The following is a 19231-nucleotide window of genomic DNA, read 5'->3' as shown; positions in this document are numbered from 1 at the left end:
AATTAGGTAACCCTTACCTTACTATGGCGGCGATCCTCCGGCTCGAGGCCGGGACGAAGCCTGGGGAGGCACTGTCGTGTGCGGGTCCGAAGAAGTCCTGACCTTTTGGCGTCGTACGCTCACTCCGCTCCCCGCGGAGACCTCGCTGCCCGTCGACCGCCCCTACGGACCGCGGCCGGACGCCGGATCCCGGGAGAGCCGTGTCCTGACCGGCCTGCCCGCCGCCTCCGACGCGGAGTCGCTCGCCGCCTTCGCCGCCCTGCTGCACCGCTACAGCTCCGCCGTCGACCTGACGGTGAGTCACGACGGCCTCCCGGTACGGGTTTCCCTCGACCACGAACCCGCCTTCCGCGAGCTGGTGCGGCGGGTGCGGGAGGCCCACGAGGACGCGGTCGCCCACCGGGTGCCCGCCTCCTTCCTCGTCGACGAACTGACCCCGCGGCCCACCCGCGGCGGTGGGCTCCTCCTCAATGTGGCGTTCGGCACCGCCCGGCGGCCGACCGGTGAACTGCCCGGCCCCGTCGACCTGTTGCTGGAGACGGACGGGGGCGAGGCGCGGGCGACCTACGATCCGGCCCTCTTCGACGCCGCGACCGTGGAGCGGCTCCTCGGCCACTACCGGACGCTCCTGGCCGACGCGTTGGAACGGCCCGACGCGCCCGTCGCCCGGCTCGCCCTGATGGATCCGGACGAGTACCGGGAGGTGGTCCTCGACTGGAACGCCACCGAGCACACCGTCCCCGCCCGCACCTGGCCCGAGATGTTCGCCGAGCAGGTCCGCACCCGCCCCGACGCGGTCGCCCTGGTCTTCGGGGACGAGCATCTGACGTACGCCGAACTCGACGCGCGGGCCAACCGGCTCGCCCACGCCCTGATCGCCCGGGGCGCCGGCCCCGAGCGCATCGTCGCGCTGGCGCTGCCCCGCTCCGTCGAGCTGATCGTCACCGAGGTGGCCGTCCTCAAGTCCGGCGCGGCCTACCTGCCGATCGACCACGACTACCCCGCCGACCGCGTCGCCTACATGCTCGACGACGCCGCGCCCGTCTGCCTCGTGACCGACGAGGAGACCGCCCGCGACCTCCCCGAGCGGCCCGGCACCCCGGCCCTCGCGCTCGACGCGCCCGACACGGTCGCGGAGTTGGCGCGGCATCCCGCCCACGACCCCACCGAGGCCGACCGGGGCGCGCCCCTCACGGTCCTCGGCGCGGCCTACGTGATCTACACCTCGGGCTCGACCGGCCGCCCCAAGGGTGTCGTCCTGGCCCACAGTGGAGTCGCCAAGCTCGTGGCGACCCAGGTTGAACGTTTCGGCATCGGTCCGCACAGCCGCGTGCTCCAGTTCGCCTCACCCAGCTTCGACGTCGCCTTCTGGGACCTGTGCCTCGGCCTGCTCTCCGGCGGCCGCCTCGTCGTCGTACCCGCCGAACTCCGCGTGCCCGGCGCGCCGCTCGCCGACTACGCGCACCGGCACGGCATCACCTTCATGATCCTGCCGCCCGCGCTGCTCGCCGCGATGCCCGACGACGTCCAATTGCCGCCCACCGCCACGCTGCTGGCCGGCACCGAGCGGGTCTCCCCGGAGCTGGTGGGCCGTTACGCCCGCGGCCGGATGATGTTCAACGCCTACGGCCCCACCGAGGCCACCACCAACTCCACCCTCGGCCTGTGCGATCCGGACATCCCGGCCGGCTCCATCGTCCCGATCGGCGTCCCCGACCCCGGCACGCGCGCGTACGTCCTCGACGCCCGGCTCCGGCCGGTCGCCCCGGGTGTCACGGGTGAGCTGTACCTCGGCGGCGCCGGCCTGGCCCGCGGCTACCTCGGCCGCGCCGCCCTGACCGCCGAACGGTTCGTCGCCGACCCCTTCGGCGCCCCCGGCGAGCGGCTCTACCGCACCGGCGACCTGGTGCGCCGACGGTCCGACGGACGGCTGGAGTTCCTCGGCCGCGCCGACGCCCAGATCAAGATCCGCGGCTTCCGCATCGAACCGGGCGAGATCGAGTCCGTGCTCCGCTCCCACCCGGCCGTCGACCAGGTCACCGTCGTCGCCCGCGAGGACCGCCCCGGCGACCGGCGGCTGGCCGCGTACGTCGTCCCCGCCCTCGACACCCCGCGTGACGACGACCCGGACGCCGGCGTCGAGGAATGGCGCGAACTGCACGAACTGCTCTACCGCGCCGCCGGTTCCGAGGGCGCGGCCGCGCACACGGACGGCCTGCGCGAGAACTTCGCGGGCTGGAACAGCATGTACGACGGCCGGCCCATCCCGGTCGAGGAGATGCGCGAGTGGCGCGCCGCGACCGTCGACCGCATCCGCGAACTCGGAGACGTCCGCAGGGTCCTGGAGATCGGCGTCGGCAGCGGACTGATCCTGTCCGCCGTCGCCCCCGACTGCGTGTCCTACTGGGGCACCGACCTGTCGGCCGAGGCGATCGCCGCCCTGCGCGCCCAGCTGGAGGCGGTCCCGGAGCTGGCCGCCAAGGTCGAGCTGAGCGCCCGGCCCGCCCACGACACCGACGGGCTGCCCGACGGCTTCTTCGACACGATCGTCATCAACTCCGTCGCCCAGTACTTCCCGAGCGCCGACTACCTCGCCGACGTGCTGCGCCGCGCCGCCGCCCTCCTCGCGCCCGGCGGACGGATCCTCGTCGGCGACGTACGCAACCTGCGGCTGCTGCGCACCCTGCGCGCGGCCGTGGAGACCCGGCGCGCGGCCGGCGGCCCCGACCCCGAGGACAAGAGCGCGCTGCGCGAGGCCGTCGAACGCTCGGTGCGCTGGGAGGGCGAACTCCTCCTGGACCCGGACTTCTTCGCCGCCCTCGACGGCTTCGACGCCGACATCCGCCTCAAGCGGGCCGTCCACCACAACGAACTGAGCCGCTACCGCTACGACGTCGTCCTGCGCCCCGGCCCGCCCGCCGCACCCGACGAGCGCGAGGTCCCGTGGAGCGAGACCGGCGGCGGCCTCACCGGGCTCGCCGGTCTGCTGGCCGCACGCCCGGCCCGGCTGCGGATCACCGGTGTGCCCAACGCCCGCCTCACCGACGACCTCGCCGCCCTGCGCGCCCTCGACGGCAGCAGCCGCGAGGCCGCCGCCGGCACCGACCCCGAGGACCTGCACGCCCTCGCCGCCGCCCACGGCTACCGCGCCGCGACCACCTGGAACGGCGCCTCCGACGACGGCGCGTTCGACGCCGTGCTCACCCCCGACGAGGGCGACGCCCCCCTCACCGGCCTGTACCGCTCGGCCGGCGGCTACGCCCACGCCAACCGCCCCGCCCCCTTCCGGGACGTCACGGCACTGATGCGGACCCTGCGCGGACACGCCGCCGAGTGGCTGCCCGACTACATGGTCCCGTCCGCCTTCGTGCCCCTGCACACCCTGCCGGTCACCCCCAGCGGCAAGATCGACGCACGCGCCCTGCCCGCCCCCGACTACGCGGCGATGAGTTCCGGCCGCCCCGCCCGCACCCCGCGCGAGAAGCTGCTGTGCGGTCTGTACGCCGAGGTGCTGGGCCTGGACTCGGTGACGGCCGAGGACGACTTCCTCGCCCTCGGCGGCGACTCCATCACCGCCATCCAGCTGCTGGTCCGGGCCCGGGAGGCGGGCCTGCGGCTCACCACCCGCGAGGTGTTCCGCCACCGCACGGTCGAGGCCCTCGCCCAGGCCGCCGTCGCCCGCACCGACGAGGACGCCACCGCCACCGACGCACCCCTCGTCGAGGTGGACGCGGCCGAACTCGCCGAGATCCAGGGCACGAACCCGCTCACCGTCGAGGAACTGCTGCCCCTCACCCCGCTCCAGCAGGGCTTCTTCTTCCACGCCCTGACCGGTGGCCCCGGCGGCGACACCTATGTCGTCCAGCAGGTCCTCGACCTCACCGGCCCGGTCGACGGCCCCACCCTGCGCCACGCCGCCCAGCGCCTCCTGGACCGCCACGCGCCCCTGCGCGCCGGATTCCGCCGGCGCCCCGACGGCACGCCCGTGCAGATCATCACCCGGGACGCCGTACTGCCCTGGCGCGAGGTCGACCTCACGGCCCAGGACGCCACGGTCCGCGACACCCTCGGGGCCGCCGTGGCCGAGGACGAGCGCGCCGCCGGCTTCGACCTGGCCGCCCCGCCGCTGCTGCGCTGCGCCCTGATCCGCCTCGGGGACCGGCGCAGCCGACTCGTCCTGACCTTCCACCACATCGTCGCCGACGGCTGGTCGTTGCCCGTCCTGCACCGCGAACTCATGGCGTACTACGGCACCGACGAGCCCGCGCTCGCCGAAGTCGCCCCGTACCGCGCCTTCCTGCGCCGGATCGCCGAACAGGACCGCGACGCGGCCCGCGACAGCTGGCGCACCGCCCTCGCGGGCCTGGAGGAGCCGACCCGGCTCGTCACCGCCCCGGCCGTCGAGGGCCCTGTACGGCCCGCGCACGTCCGCGTGGAGCTGCCCGAGCGGACCACCGCCCTGCTCACCGACCGGGCCCGCGAGCACGGCGTCACCCTCGGCACCGTCGTCCAGGCCGCCTGGGGACTGCTGCTCGGCGGGCTCACGGGCCGCGACGACGTGGTGTTCGGCACCACGGTCTCCGGCCGCGACGGCGAGGTCGACGGCATCGCCGCCATGGTCGGCCTGTTCATCAACACCCTGCCCACCCGCCTGAGCCGGGCACCCCGCGAGACCTTCGCCGACCTCCTGACCCGGCTCCAGGACGAGCAGGCGCGCCTCCTCGACCACCAGCACCTCGGACTCGCCGAGATCCAGCGGCTCACCGGGCACGCCGGCGAGGGCGAACTCTTCGACACCCTCGTGGTGTTCGAGAACTACCCCGCCGAGACCGACCTGAGCGACGCCTCCGGCACCGTACGGATCACCGCCGACGCCTTCAACGACGCCGTCCACTACCCGCTCGCCCTCGTCGTCAAGCCCGGCCGCCGCCTCGACCTGCGGCTCAAGCACCACGCCGAACGCCTGGACGCCGATCGGGTCCGCACCCTCGGTGACCGGCTGGCGCGGGTCCTCGAGGCGATCGCCGAGGACCCGTCCCGGCCCACCGCCTCGCTCGACCTGCTCACCCCCGACGAGGCCCTGCGCGCCCACCCCCGGGGCGAGGAGCGCGAGGTCCCGCGGACGACGCTCGCCGAGGCCTTCGCGGACCACGTGCGCCGCACCCCGGACGCCACGGCGGTCGTCTTCGGCACCGAACGCCTCACCTACGCCGAACTCGACACCCGCGCCCGCGCCCTCGCCGCCCGGCTGGCGGAACGCGGCGCCCGGCCCGGCGAGTTCGTCGCGGTCGCCGTGCCCCGCTCGGCCGAGCTGATGGTGGCGCTGCTCGGCGTACTGAAGTCGGGCGCGGCCTATCTGCCGCTCGACCTGGACTACCCGGCGGACCGCGTGGCGCACATGCTCACCGACTCCGGCGCCGGCACGGTGATCACGCTCGCCGCCACGGCCGCGCTCCTGCCGGAGACCGACCGCACCCGGGTCCTCCTCCTCGACACCGACGAGGAGACCCCCGCGGCCGCGGCCACCCCGGACCCGGCCCACCCCGACGACCCCGCCTACCTCATCTACACCTCCGGCTCCACCGGCCGCCCCAAGGGCGTCGTCGTCACCCACCGCGCCATCGTCAACCGGCTCGCCTGGATGCAGGGCGCCTACGGGCTGACCGCCGACGACCGGGTGCTCCAGAAGACCCCGTCGAGCTTCGACGTGTCGGTCTGGGAGTTCTTCTGGCCGCTCCTCGAAGGTGCCGCCGTGGTCCTCGCCCGCCCCGACGGCCACCGCGACCCCGCCTACCTGGCCGCACTCGTGCGCGCCGAGCGCGTCACCACGATGCACTTCGTGCCGTCCATGCTGGAGGCGTTCCTCCAGTCCGACGAGGTCACCGAGGACCCCGCCTGGGCCGCGTCCCTGCGCCGCGTCCTGAGCAGCGGCGAGGCCCTGCCGGCCGGCGCCGCCGCCCGCTGGCACGCCCTGACCGGCGTCCCGCTGCACAACCTGTACGGCCCCACCGAGGCGGCCGTCGACGTCACCCACCACCCCTACGACGGCACCGACGAGGGCCCCGCCGTACCCATCGGCCGCCCGGTGTGGAACACCGGTCTGCGCGTCCTCGACTCCCGGCTGCGTCCGGTCCCCGACGACGTCCCCGGCGAGCTGTACCTGACCGGCGTCCAGCTCGCCCGCGGCTACCACGCCCGCCCCGGCCTCACCGCCGAGCGCTTCACGGCCGACCCGTACGGCCCGCCCGGCAGCCGCATGTACCGCACCGGCGACCTGGTCCGCCGCCGCGCCGACGGCGTGATCGAGTACCTCGGCCGCACCGACCGCCAGGTCAAGCTGCGCGGCAACCGCATCGAACTCGGCGAGATCGAGGCCGCGCTGACCGCCCTGCCCGAGGTCGCCGTGTCCGCCGTGACGGTACGGGACAACGCGCTCGTCGCGTACGTCGTCCCGGCGGTCCACCCCGTCGAGGTCACCGCCCTGCGCGACGCCCTGGCCGGCGTCCTGCCCACCGCCCTGGTGCCCAGCGCCTGGGTGGTCCTCGACGCCCTGCCGCTCACCCCCAGCGGCAAGCTGGACCGGGCCGCGCTCCCCGCCCCGCAGGCCGTCCGCGCCGAGGCCCGCGCCCCGCGCACCCCGCGCGAACAACTGCTCACCGAGATCTTCGCCGCCGTGCTGAAGCTCCCCGACGCCGGTGTGGACGACGACTTCTTCCTGCTCGGCGGCGACAGCATCACCTCCATCGCCGTCTCCAGCCGGGCCCGCCGCGCGGGCCTGGCCCTCGACCCGCGCGACGTCTTCGAGCACCGCACCCCGGCCGCGCTCGCCGCCGCCGCGACCGTGGACACGGCGGAGAGCGCCGAGGCCGCCCCCGCCTTCACGCTCACCGACGAGGAACACGCCCGCGTCGAGCGCCTGGCCCCCGGCCGCATCGAGGACGTGTGGCCGCTCGCCCCCCTCCAGGAAGGCCTGTTCTTCCACTCCACGTACGACGACGGCACCCTCGACGTCTACACCGTCCACGAGTCCTTCGACTTCGCCGAACGCGTCGACACCGCCCGCCTGCTGGCCGCCACCCGCACCCTGCTCGCCCACAACCCCAGCCTGCGCGCCGGGTTCACCAGCGAGGGGCTGCGCCAGCCGGTGCAGTTCATCGTGCGCGACGCCGAGATCCCGCTGACCGAGGTCGACCTGTCCGGCCTTCCCCCGGCCGAGCAGGACGCGCGGATGCGGGAGCTGATGGACGAGGAGCGCGCCCGCCGCTTCGACCTGACCCGCCCGCTGCTGTTCCGCATGCTGCTCGTACGGCTCGGCGACGGACGCGGGGACCGGCTGGTGATCGGCCGCCACCTGATCCTCTGGGACGGCTGGTCCGCCTGGCTGTTCCTCGACCAGCTGTTCGCCCTCTACGAGAACGGGGGCGACCCCGCGGGCCTCGCCGAACCCGGCTCCTACCGGGACTACCTGACCTGGCTGGAGCGCCAGGACGACACACGGGCCACCCACGCCTGGCGCACCGCCCTGTCCGGCTTCGAGGAGCCGACCCTGCTCGCGCCGGCCGTCTCCGACCGGGGCCTGGAACCGGTGATCCCCGAGCAGCTCGACACCGTCCTGGACCCGGAGGTGGGGGAGCGGCTGCACGACACCGCCCGCCGCCACGGCCTCACCCTGAACACGGTGCTCAACGCGGCCTGGGGCCTGGCGCTGGCCGCCGTGACGGGCCGGACCGACATCGCGTTCGGCACGACCGTCGCCGGCCGCCCGAGCGAGGTGCCGGACGTCGAGAACGTCATCGGCATGTTCCTCAACACCGTCCCCGCCCGGATCGCCCTCGACCCGCGCGAACCGGTCCTCGACCTGCTGCGCCGCGTCCAGCGCGAGCGCCTGGCGCTGATGCCGTACGAGTACCTGGGGCTGGGCGTCCTCCAGGCCGAGACCGGTCACCGCCGGCTGTTCGACACGCTGTTCGTGCTGCGCAACGCCGACACCGAGGAGCGGCTGGCGGAACTGCGCGAGCGGCACGGCGCGACGGCCGTGGCCAACGTGGACGCCACCCACTACCCGGCCAACCTGGTCGTCACCCCCGGCGAACGCGTCCGTGTCACCCTCGCCTACCGGCCCGACCTGCTCGACGACGCCTACGCGCGCGGCCTGCTGGAGCGGTTCGTGCTGCTGGTCGGCCGACTGGTCGCCGACCCGTCCGCCCCGGTCGGCTCGCTGGACGGCCTGCTGCCCGCCGAGACCGCCCTCCTGGCCCGCGAGGACGCCGACCAGCGGCAGCCCGTGCCGCACGAGACGATCGCCGACATGCTGGCCGCCCAGGCCGTCCGCACCCCCGACGACACCGCTCTCGTGTTCGGCTCCGCCACGCTCACCTACGCCGAACTCGACGAGCGCTGCAACCGCATGGCCCGGCTGCTGATCGCCCACGGCGCCGGACCCGAGCAGGTCGTCGCGCTCGGCCTGCCCCGCTCCCTCGACACCGTGGTCGCCCTGTTCGCCGTCCTGCGCACCGGCGCCGCCTATCTGCCGCTGGAACTCGACCATCCGGCCGAGCGGCTCTCCCTGATGCTGGCCGACGCCCGCCCGCTGCTCCTGCTGTCGCACCGCGCGGTGTCGGCCACCCTCACCGGGGACGTCCCGCGGGTGCTGCTCGACGATCCCGACACCGCCGCCGAACTGGCCGCGCTGTCCGGCGCGCCCGTCACGGTCTCCTTCAGCCTGGACCACCCGGCCTACGTCATCTACACCTCCGGCTCCACCGGCCGCCCCAAGGGCGTCGTCACGCCGTACACCGGTCTGACGAACATGCAGCTCAACCACCAGAAGGAGATCTTCGCGCCGGCCATCGCCTCGGCCGGCGGGCGGCGGCTGCGCATCGCGCACACCGTGTCCTTCGCCTTCGACATGTCCTGGGAGGAGCTGCTGTGGCTCGTCGAGGGACACGAGGTGCACATCTGCGACGAGGAACTGCGCCGCGACGCCATCGCCCTGGTGGCCTACTGCGAGCGGCACCGCGTCGACGTCGTCAACGTGACCCCGACCTACGCCCACCTCCTGCTGGAGGAGGGCCTGCTGGACGGCCACCGGCCGCCGCTGGTGCTGCTCGGCGGCGAGGCCGTCACCGAGACGGTCTGGAACACCCTGCGGGACACCGAGGGCACCTACGGCTACAACCTGTACGGGCCCACCGAGTACACCATCAACACCCTCGGCGGCGGCACCCACGACAGCGCCACCCCCACCGTCGGCAAGCCCATCCGCGCCACCCGCGCCCGCATCCTCGACACCTGGCTGCGCCCCGTCCCCGAAGGCGTGGCGGGCGAGCTGTACATCGCCGGCGTGGGCCTGGCCCGCGGCTACCTCGACCGGCCCGGCCTGACCGCCGAACGGTTCGTCGCCGACCCCTACGGCCTGCCCGGCGAGCGCATGTACCGCACCGGCGACCTGGTGCGCCGCCGCGAGGACGGCAACCTCGACTTCCTCGGCCGCACCGACGACCAGGTCAAGATCCGCGGCCACCGGGTGGAACTGGGCGAGATCGAGACCGCCCTGGCCCAGCACCCCGAGGTCTCCCGGGCAGCCGTCCTCGCCCGCGACGACACCGTCGCCCCCGGCACCAAGCGGCTGGTGGCGTACGTCGTCCCGGCCGAACCCGACGCCGAGGCACGGGAGTCGGCCGAGCGGGAGCAGATCGGCGAGTGGCGGGAGATCTACTCCGCCGAGTACACCGAGATCGGCACCGCCCTGTTCACCGAGGACTTTGCCGGCTGGGACAGCTCATACGACGGCACCCCGATCCCCGTCGAGCACATGCGCGAATGGCGCGAGGCCACGGTGGACCGCATCCGCGAACTGCGGCCCCGGCGCATCCTGGAGATCGGCGTCGGCTCCGGCCTGCTGCTCTCCCGGCTCGCCCCGGACGCCGAGGCCTACTGGGCGACCGACTTCGCCGAACCCGTCATCCGCAAGCTGAGCGAGGGCATCCGGACCGACCCCGGCCTGGCCGCCAAGGTCGAACTGCGCTGCCAGGCCGCCGAGGTGACCGACGGTCTGCCCACCGGCTGGTTCGACACGATCGTCGTCAACTCCGTCCTCCAGTACTTCCCGAGCCTGGACCACCTGCACCAGGTGATCCGCGGCGCGCTCGGTCTGCTCGCTCCCGGCGGCGCCCTGTTCCTCGGCGATGTGCGCGACCTGCGCCAGGCCCGGGTGTTCCAGGCCGGCATCCAGGCCGCCCGCGCCGACGCGGACACCGAACCGGACGCGCTGCGCCGGGCCGTCGAGCGGGGCCTCGCCCTGGAGAAGGAACTCCTCGTCGACCCGGACTGGTTCACCACCCTCGGCGTCGGCGTCGACCTGCGCACCAAGGCGGGCCGCCACCACAACGAGCTGACCCGCTACCGGTACGACGTCGTGCTGTACGAGGGCGACGCGCTCGCCCTGGACGGCGCCCCGGCCGTCGACTGGACCGGGCCGGACGCGCTCCTCGCGCGGCTCGACGGCACCGGACCGCTGCGGGTGCGCGGCATCCCGGACGCCCGCACGGCCGGCGACCTCGCCACCCTGCGCGCCCTGGACACCGGCCGCCCCACGGGCCTCGACGCCACGGGCGTGGAACCGGAGGACCTGCGGGAGACCGCCCGGGAGCACGGCCACCGCCTGCTGACCACCTGGTCCGACGAACCCGGCCGCTACGACGCCGTGTTCGTCCCCGGCACCGACACCCCGCGCACGGCCGGCCTGTACCGGGCGCGCGCCGGCCGCGAGGACGCCCCGTACGCCAACACCCCGGCGGCAGGGCGCGGCCACACCGCGCTCGTCAGGCGGCTGCGGGACGACCTCGGACAGCGGCTGCCCGGCTACATGGTGCCCGCCGCCTTCGTGGTGCTGCCGGGGCTGCCGATGAACGACAACGGCAAGCTCGACGCACGCGCCCTGCCGGATCCCGAGCCCGCCGTCGCCCTGTCGGCCGGGCGTGGCCCGGGCACCCCCGTCGAGGAGGTGCTGTGCCGGCTGTTCGCCGAGGTGCTGGGGCTGCCCCGGACCGGCGCGGAGGACAACTTCTTCGACCTGGGCGGCCACTCCCTGCTCGCGACCCGGCTGATCAGCCGGGCCCGCACCGAACTGGGCGCGGAACTCGCGATCCGTGACCTGTTCGAGGCGCCCACCCCCGAGACCCTGGCCCTGCGGGCCGACACCGGACGGCGCCCCGCCCGTCCCGCGCTCGCGCCCGTGACCGCACGCCCGGCCCGCATCCCCCTGTCGGCGGCGCAGCGGCGGCTGTGGCTGGTGGAGCGGATCACCGGGGGCGGGGTCGCCTACAACTTCCCGCTCGTGTTCCGCCTCCGCGGCCCGCTGGACCTCGTCGCCCTGCGCACGGCGCTCGACGATGTGATCACCCGACATGAAGCCCTGCGTACACGGTTCCCCGAGCTGGACGGAGTGCCGTACCAGCAGATCGTGGCGCCGGGTGAGGCCGCGCCGGAGTTCTCCGTCGACGACATCGCCGAGAGCGAGCTGGCCACGCGGATCGCGGCGGCCCAGCGCCGCCCCTTCGACCTGAGTGCCGGCCTGCCGGTCCGCGCCGAAGTGCTGCGACTGGCCCCGGAGGACCACGTGGTGGCGCTGGTGCTGCACCACATCACCACCGACGAGTGGTCGGACCGGCCCTTCCTCACCGACCTCACCACCGCCTACGAGGCCCGCCGGGACGGCCGGGCCCCGCGGTGGGAGCCGCTGCCGGTCCAGTACGCCGACTACACCCTCTGGCAGGACACCCTGCTCGACCGGGTCGGCGACGACCAGCTGGCCCACTGGACGCAGGCCCTGCGCGATCTCCCCGAGGAACTGACCCTGCCCCTCGACCGGAGCCGGCCGGAGCGGCCCGGCGGGCTAGGCGGCAAGGTGGGCGTGGAACTCGCGGCCGACACCGCCGAGGCCCTGCGCGAGCTGTCCGGCGCCACCGGAACCAGCATGTTCATGCTGTTCCAGGCCGCCACCGCGGCCCTGTTGCACCGGCTCGGCGCCGGAGAGGACATCCCGCTGGGCGCGCCCATCGCGGGCCGCACCGACGACGCGCTCGACGACCTGGTCGGCTTCTTCGTCAACACCCTCGTCCTGCGCACCGACCTGTCCGGCACCGACCTGACCTTCCGCCGGCTCCTGGCCCGGGTCCGCGAAGCGTCCCTGGAGGCCTTCGAGCACCAGGACCTGCCCTTCGACCACGTCGTCGAGGCGCTCAACCCGCCCCGGACCGCCGGCCGCAACCCGCTGTTCCAGGTCATGCTCGGCTACCACTACCGGCCCGGCGGCGACCCGCAGGTGCTCGGCATGCCGACCGAGTGGTTCGACATGGACACCGGCATGGCCAAGTTCGACCTGCACTTCACGTTCGTCGACGAAGCGGACCGCGACCGGCTGCTGCTGCTCCTGGAGTACGCCGTCGACCTGTGCGACGCCCCGACGGCCGAGCGGCTGGCCGGCCGGCTGGTGCGGCTGCTGGAGCAGGTGGCGGCGGACCCCGACCGCCCGGTGCGGGAGCTGGAAGTGCTGACCGAGGACGAGCGGGAGGCCGTCCGCACCCGGTGGAACGACACGGCGCACGACGTGCCGGCGACGACCCTGCCGGAGCTGTTCCGCGCGCAGGCGACGCGTACCCCGGACGCCACGGCGCTGGTCTTCGAGGAGCGGCGGCTGACGTACGCCGAGCTGGACGCGCGGGTCGAGCGGACCGCCCGGGTGCTGGCAGGCATGGGGGTGGGCCCGGAACGCACGGTGGCGGTGGCCCTGCCGCGTTCGGTGGACCTCGTCGTCGCCCTGCTGGCCGTGCACCGGGCGGGCGGGGCCTACCTGCCGCTGGACACCGACCAGCCGGCGGAGCGGCGTGCCCTCATGCTGGACGAGGCCCGCCCGGTGTGCGTGATCGAAGGGGCACTGCCCGAGGGCCCGGCCGGCGAACTTCCGTCCTCCTACACGCTGTCGAGCCCCGCGTACGTCATCTACACGTCCGGGTCGACGGGCCGCCCCAAGGGCGTGGTCGTCCCGCACGAGGGCATCGCCAACCGGCTGCTGTGGATGCAGGACGCGTACGGTCTGACCGCCGAGGACCGGGTCCTGCAGAAGACGCCGACCGGCTTCGACGTGTCGGTGTGGGAGTTCTTCTGGCCGCTGATCACCGGAGCCGCCCTGGTCGTCGCCCGGCCGGAGGGCCACAAGGATCCGGCCTATCTCGCCGGGCTGATCCGCGAGCAGGGCGTGACGACGGCGCACTTCGTGCCGTCCATGCTCCAGGTGTTCCTGGAGGAGCCCGCCGCGGCGGCCTGCACCGGCCTGCGCCGGGTGCTGTGCAGCGGTGAGGCGCTGCCGGCCGCGGTGGCCGAGCGCTTCCACCGGGTCCTGCCGGCCGAGCTGCACAACCTGTACGGGCCGACGGAGGCGTCCGTCGACGTCACCGCGACCGAGGTACCGCCGGGCGCCGGTCGCGTGGCGATCGGTCGTCCCGTGTGGAACACGCGGGCCCACGTCCTGGACGCCGGGCTGCGGCCCGTTCCTCCGGGTGTCGCGGGCGAGTTGTACCTTGCGGGCGTCCAGCTGGCCCGTGGCTATCTCGCCCGCCCCGGGCTCACCGCCGAGCGCTTCGTCCCCGATCCGTACGGCCCGCCCGGAGCCCGTATGTACCGCACCGGCGACCTGGCCCGCCGGCTGCCCGACGGCTCGCTCGACTTCCTGGGCCGCACCGACCACCAGGTCAAGATCCGCGGCGTGCGCGTCGAGCCCGGCGAGATCGAGGCGGTCCTCGCACGGCACGGCTCCGTCGGCCACGCGGTCGTCGTCCCGCACGACCAGCGGCTCGTGGCGTACGTCGTCCCCGCCGCCGGTGAGGCCACGGACCCGCAGGAGCTGGGCCGGCACGCCGCCGCCGCGTTGCCCGAGCACATGGTCCCCGCCGCCTTCGTGACGCTGGACGCGCTGCCGCTCACCGCGAACGGCAAGCTCGACCGCAGGGCGCTGCCCGCTCCCGACCTCACGGCGGGCAGCGGCGCCGGTGGCCGGGGCCGCGACCCCCGCGAGGAGATCCTGTGCGGCCTGTTCGCGGGTGTCCTCGGCGCCGACCGGGTCGGCGTCGACGACGACTTCTTCGCCCTGGGCGGCCACTCGCTGCTCGCCATGCGCCTGGTCGCCGGGATCAGGGAGGCCCTCGGGGCCGACGTGTCGCTGCGCACGGTGTTCGACGCGCCGACACCGGCCCGGCTCGCGGCCCGGCTGGCGGAGGGGGACCCGGCCGATGCCGTCGCCCGCCCGCCGTTGACCGCCGTCGCCCGCCGCGAGCGGCTGCCGCTGTCGTCCTCGCAGCAGCGCCTGTGGGTCCTGTACCAGGTGGAGGGGCCCAGCGCCACGTACAACATCCCGTGGGCCTGGCGTCTGACCGGCCCGCTGGACGTCGAGGCGCTGCGTGCCGCGGTGCACGACCTGGTCGGCCGGCACGAGACGCTGCGCACCGTGTTCCCCGACGAGGAGGGGGTGGCCTACCAGCGGATCGTGGACCCGTCGCGGGCCGTGGTCCCGTTCACGGTGGAGGAAACGGACGCCGGCCGGCTGCCCGGACGACTCGCGGAGGCCGGGGCGTACGAATTCGCGGTGGACCGGGAGATCCCGCTGCGCGTCCATGTGTTCCGCACCGGACCGCAGGAGTGGACCCTGCTGCTGCTCCTGCACCACATCGCCGGCGACGAGTGGTCGGAGGGTCCCCTGAACCGGGACCTGGCGCTCGCGTACGCGGCGCGTACGGCCGGGCGGACGCCCGACTGGCGGCCGCTGCCCGTCCAGTACGCCGACTACACGCTGTGGCAGCGGGACGTCCTCGGCGACGAGCGGGACCCGGACAGCCTGTCGGCCCGTCAGATCGCCTACTGGAAGCGGACCCTGGCTGGGCTCCCCGAGGAGCTCGCGCTGCCCGTCGACCGGCCCCGCCCCCTGGAGGCGAGCTACCGCGGCGGCTCGGCCGACCTCTCCCTCGACGCCGAACTGGCCGCTGGGATGGACGAGTTGGCCCGCGCCAACGGCGTCAGCGTGTTCATGGTCCTCCAGGCCGCCGTCGCCACCCTGCTCACCCGGCTCGGCGCCGGCACCGACATCCCGGTCGGCAGCCCGATCTCCGGCCGCACCGACGCGGCCCTCGACGACCTGGTCGGGTTCTTCCTCAACACCCTGGTGCTGCGCACCGACACCTCCGGCGATCCGACGTTCCGGCAGCTCCTCGCCCGGGTCCGGGAGTCCGACCTGGCCGCCTACGACCACCAGGACGTGCCGTTCGAGCGGCTCGTGGACGCCCTCAACCCGGCCCGCTCCCTCGCCCGCCATCCGCTGTTCCAGGTGATGGTCGTGTACCTGGCCGCCGACGGCGACGACACGGGGCTGCTGCCCGGCCTGAACGCCCGCCGCGACGACGTGGCCCAGACCACCGCCAAGTTCGACCTCTCCTTCGACTTCGTGGAACGCGGCGACGGCACCGGCGTGGACGGCGTCCTCGAATACAGCGCCGATCTGTTCGACCCCGCCACCGCCCAGTCGTTCGCCGACCGGCTCCGGCGCGTCCTGCGGGCCGTCGTCGCCGACCCGGACCGGACGCTCGGCCGGATCGACCTCCTCGACCCGCGGGAGCGGGCCCGGCTCGTCGGCGGCTGGTACAGCGGGCCCGTCACCGCCCGGCCGACCACCGTGCCCGCCCTCTTCGAGGAGCAGGCCCGCCGCCACGCCGGTCTGCCCGCCGCCGCCTCCGACGGCGTCGAGCTGACCTTCGCGCGGCTCAACGCGGACGCCAACCGGCTGGCCCGGCTCCTGGTCGAGGCAGGCGCGGGACCCGAGCGGTTCGTGGCCCTCGCCCTGCCGCGCACCGCCCACTTCCTCACCGCCGTCCTCGCGGTCCACAAGGCGGGCGCCGCCTATCTGCCGCTCGACCCGGACGCCCCCGTGGAGCGCACCGCCGACGTCCTTGCCGACGCCGGACCGGTCCTCACCCTGACCACCGGCGACCTCGCCGCGACCTTGCCGCCCGGCACCGCGGCCCTGCTCCTCGACGCCCCCGCGACCCGGGAGCGGATCGCGGACCGGGACCCGGCCGACCTCACCGACACCGACCGCACGGCCCCGCTGACGCCCCGCCACCCGGCGTACGTCATCTACACCTCCGGCTCCACCGGCCGCCCCAAGGGCGTGGTCATCACCCACGAGACCCTCGGCAACCTCTTCCACAGCCACCGCGAGACGCTCTACGAACCGGCCGTCGAGGCCGCCGGGCGCCGGCACCTGAGGGTCGGGCACGCCTGGTCGTTCTTCTTCGACGCCTCCTGGCAGCCCCAGCTGTGGCTGCTGGACGGGCACTGCGTCCACGTGCTCTCCGAGGAGGTGCGACGCGACCCCGAGCTGGTCACCGAGGCCGTGCTGCGCCACCGCCTCGACTTCCTGGAGGTCACCCCGTCGTTCTTCGCGCAGATGGCCGACAGCGGCCTGCTGCGCGGCGACGACTGCCCCCTCGCGGTCGTCGGCGTGGGCGGCGAGGCCGTCCCCGTCGCCCTGTGGCAGCGCCTCGCCGCGCTGCGCGGCACCGAGGCCTTCAACCTGTACGGGCCGACCGAGTCGACCGTCGACGCCCTGGTGGCGCGCGTCCGCGACAGCGAACGCCCGCTGGTGGGACGCCCGGTGACCGGCACCCGCGCGTACGTCCTCGACGACCTGCTGCAACCGCTGCCGCCGGGCGTCCCCGGCGAGCTGTACCTCGCGGGCGGCGGGCTCGCCCGCGGCTACCTCGGCAGCCCCGGCCTGACGGCCGAGCGGTTCGTCGCCGACCCGTTCGGCCCGCCCGGCTCCCGCCTGTACCGCACCGGCGACCTGGCCCGCTGGACCGCCGACGGCCGCCTCGACTACCTCGGCCGGGCCGACGACCAGGTCAAGATCCGCGGCTTCCGCATCGAACCCGCCGAGATCGAGGCCGCGCTCACCACCCACCCCGCCGTCGGCCAGGCCCTGGTGACGGTCCGCCAGGACGGCCCGCGCAAGCAGCTCGTGGCCTACGTCGTCCCCGCACCGAACACCGCACCGGACACCGCACCCGACCCCGCCCTGCTGCGCGGCCATGTCGCCGCCCGCCTGCCCGACCACATGGTCCCGGCGGCCGTCGTACCGCTGGAGCGGTTCCCGCAGCTGGCGAACGGCAAGCTGGACCGGGCCGCGCTGCCCGCGCCCGACTTCACCGCGCTGTCCTCCGGACGCGCCCCCGCCGGCCCCGTGGAGGAACTGCTCTGCACGGTCTTCGCGGAGGTGCTGGGCCTGGAACGGGTCGGCGTGGACGACGACTTCTTCGCCCTCGGCGGCGACAGCATCGTCGCCATGCAGCTCGTCGGCCGGGCCCGTGCGGCGGGCCTGCGCGTCACGCCCCGGCTCGTGTTCCGCCACCGTACGGTCGCCGCGCTGGGCACCGTCGCCGAGACGGCCGACAGCGCCGCGCCGCGCCGCGAGGACGACGGCACCGGCACCGTGCCGATCACGCCGGTCATGCACTGGCTGCGCGAACTGGGCGGCCCGTTCGCCACCTACCACCAGGCGGCACTCGTACGCACCCCCGCCGACCTGGACCTGCCCGGCCTCACCGCCGTGCTCCAGGCGCTCGCCGACCGCCACGACCTGCTCCGCGCCACCCTCGTACGGCCCACCCGCGAGGACACCGGGGACTGGTCGCTGCACGTGCCGCCCACCGGCACGGTCGACGCCGCCGGCTGGCTCGACCGGGTCGACGTCACCGGCCTGGACGCGACGCAGCTGGGCGAGAGCGTGCGCGAGCACACGCACGCGGCACGGGCCCTGCTCGACCCGGACACCGGCGCCATGGTCAGGGCCGTCTGGTTCGACGCGGGCGACGCGCCGGGCCGGCTGCTGCTCATGGCCCACCACCTCGTCGTCGACGGTGTGTCCTGGCGCGTGCTGCTGCCGGACCTCGCCGCGGCCTGGCAGCACGTGCGCGCCGGGCGCCCGGCGCGGACCGCCCCCGTGGAGACGTCCTTCGCCCGCTGGTCCCGGCAGCTCACCACGCTCGCCGGGGCACCCGAGCGGGAGACGGAACTCACCGTCTGGACGGACATCCTGGACGGCGGCACCGAACCGCTCCCGCTGCTGCGGGAGCCGGACCCGGGCCGCGACATCGCCGCGACCCAGCGCGAGGTCGTGCTGCGGCTGCCCGCCGACCGCACCGGTCCGCTGCTGTCCGCCGTGCCCGCCGTGTTCGGCGCGGCTGTCAACGACGTCCTCCTCGCCGGTCTCGCCCTGGCCTTCGCGGACTGGCGGCGCCGCTCCGGCGGCGCGGACCGCTCGATCCTGGTCGACCTCGAAGGCCACGGCCGCGAGGAGGAGCTTGCCGGGGACGACGTCGACCTGTCCCGCACGGTCGGCTGGTTCACCAGCGTCTTCCCCGTCCGGCTCGACGCCGGACCGGCCGACCCGGCCGAGGCGTTCGACGGCGGCGCGGCCGCCGAGGAGGCCGTGCGCAGGGTGCGCGAGCACCTGGCGTCACTCCCGGCGAACGGCGTCGGCTACGGCCTGCTGCGGCACCTCAACCCCCGCACCCGCGACGCGCTGGCCGGCCGGGAACAGGCCCACGTGGAGTTCAACTACCTGGGCCGGTTCGGGATCCCCGAGGAGACGGACTGGTCGTACGCGCCCGAGGAGGACGCGGCCGACATCGGCCCGGAGGCGGCGATGCGCGTGGGCCACGCCCTGAGCATCAACGTCGTGACCGAGGACCGGGCGGACGGGCCGGTGCTGGCCGCCCACTGGTCCTATCTGGAGGGACTGCTGACGCGGGAGACCGTCGAGGATCTCGCGGCCACGTGGTTCCGGGCACTGGAGGGCCTCGTCGCACGTGCGGTGAGGAAGCAGCAGCGGTGAGCACCGCGAGGGCATGGAGAGGAATGGCATGAGCAACCCGTTCGAGGACCCCGAGGGCGTCTACCTGGTGCTCGTCAACGACGAGAACCAGCACAGCCTGTGGCCGGACTTCGTGGCCGTCCCGGCCGGCTGGCGGGCCGTCCACGGGCCCGCCTCCCGCCAGGAGTGCCTGGACCACGTCGAGACCCACTGGACCGACATGCGGCCGCGCAGCCTGGCCGAGTCGATGGAGCGCTGAGCGCGGGACACCATGACCGCATGACCGAGGGGGCCGACACCGTCGGCCCCCTC

The 19231-nt window shown here is 74.7% G+C and carries 2 protein-coding genes; both read left to right on the top strand.

Translation table 11 applies throughout. The annotated features are described in order from the left end of the window. Window positions 1-76: 76 nt before the first annotated feature. Window positions 77-18940, top strand: a complete 18864-nt coding sequence (locus ACZ6D7_RS24540) for an amino acid adenylation domain-containing protein (RefSeq protein ID WP_469494454.1) — start codon at window positions 77-79, stop codon at window positions 18938-18940. A gap of 28 nt (window positions 18941-18968) precedes the next feature. Then, window positions 18969-19178 (top strand): MbtH family protein, encoded by a 210-nt coding sequence (locus ACZ6D7_RS24535; RefSeq protein ID WP_469494452.1) that lies wholly within the window; start codon window positions 18969-18971, stop codon window positions 19176-19178. Window positions 19179-19231 lie beyond the last annotated feature (53 nt).

It is taken from the genome of Streptomyces sp. NPDC041784, from assembly GCF_055591025.1.
This window is presented reverse-complemented; position numbering and strand designations above follow the sequence as displayed.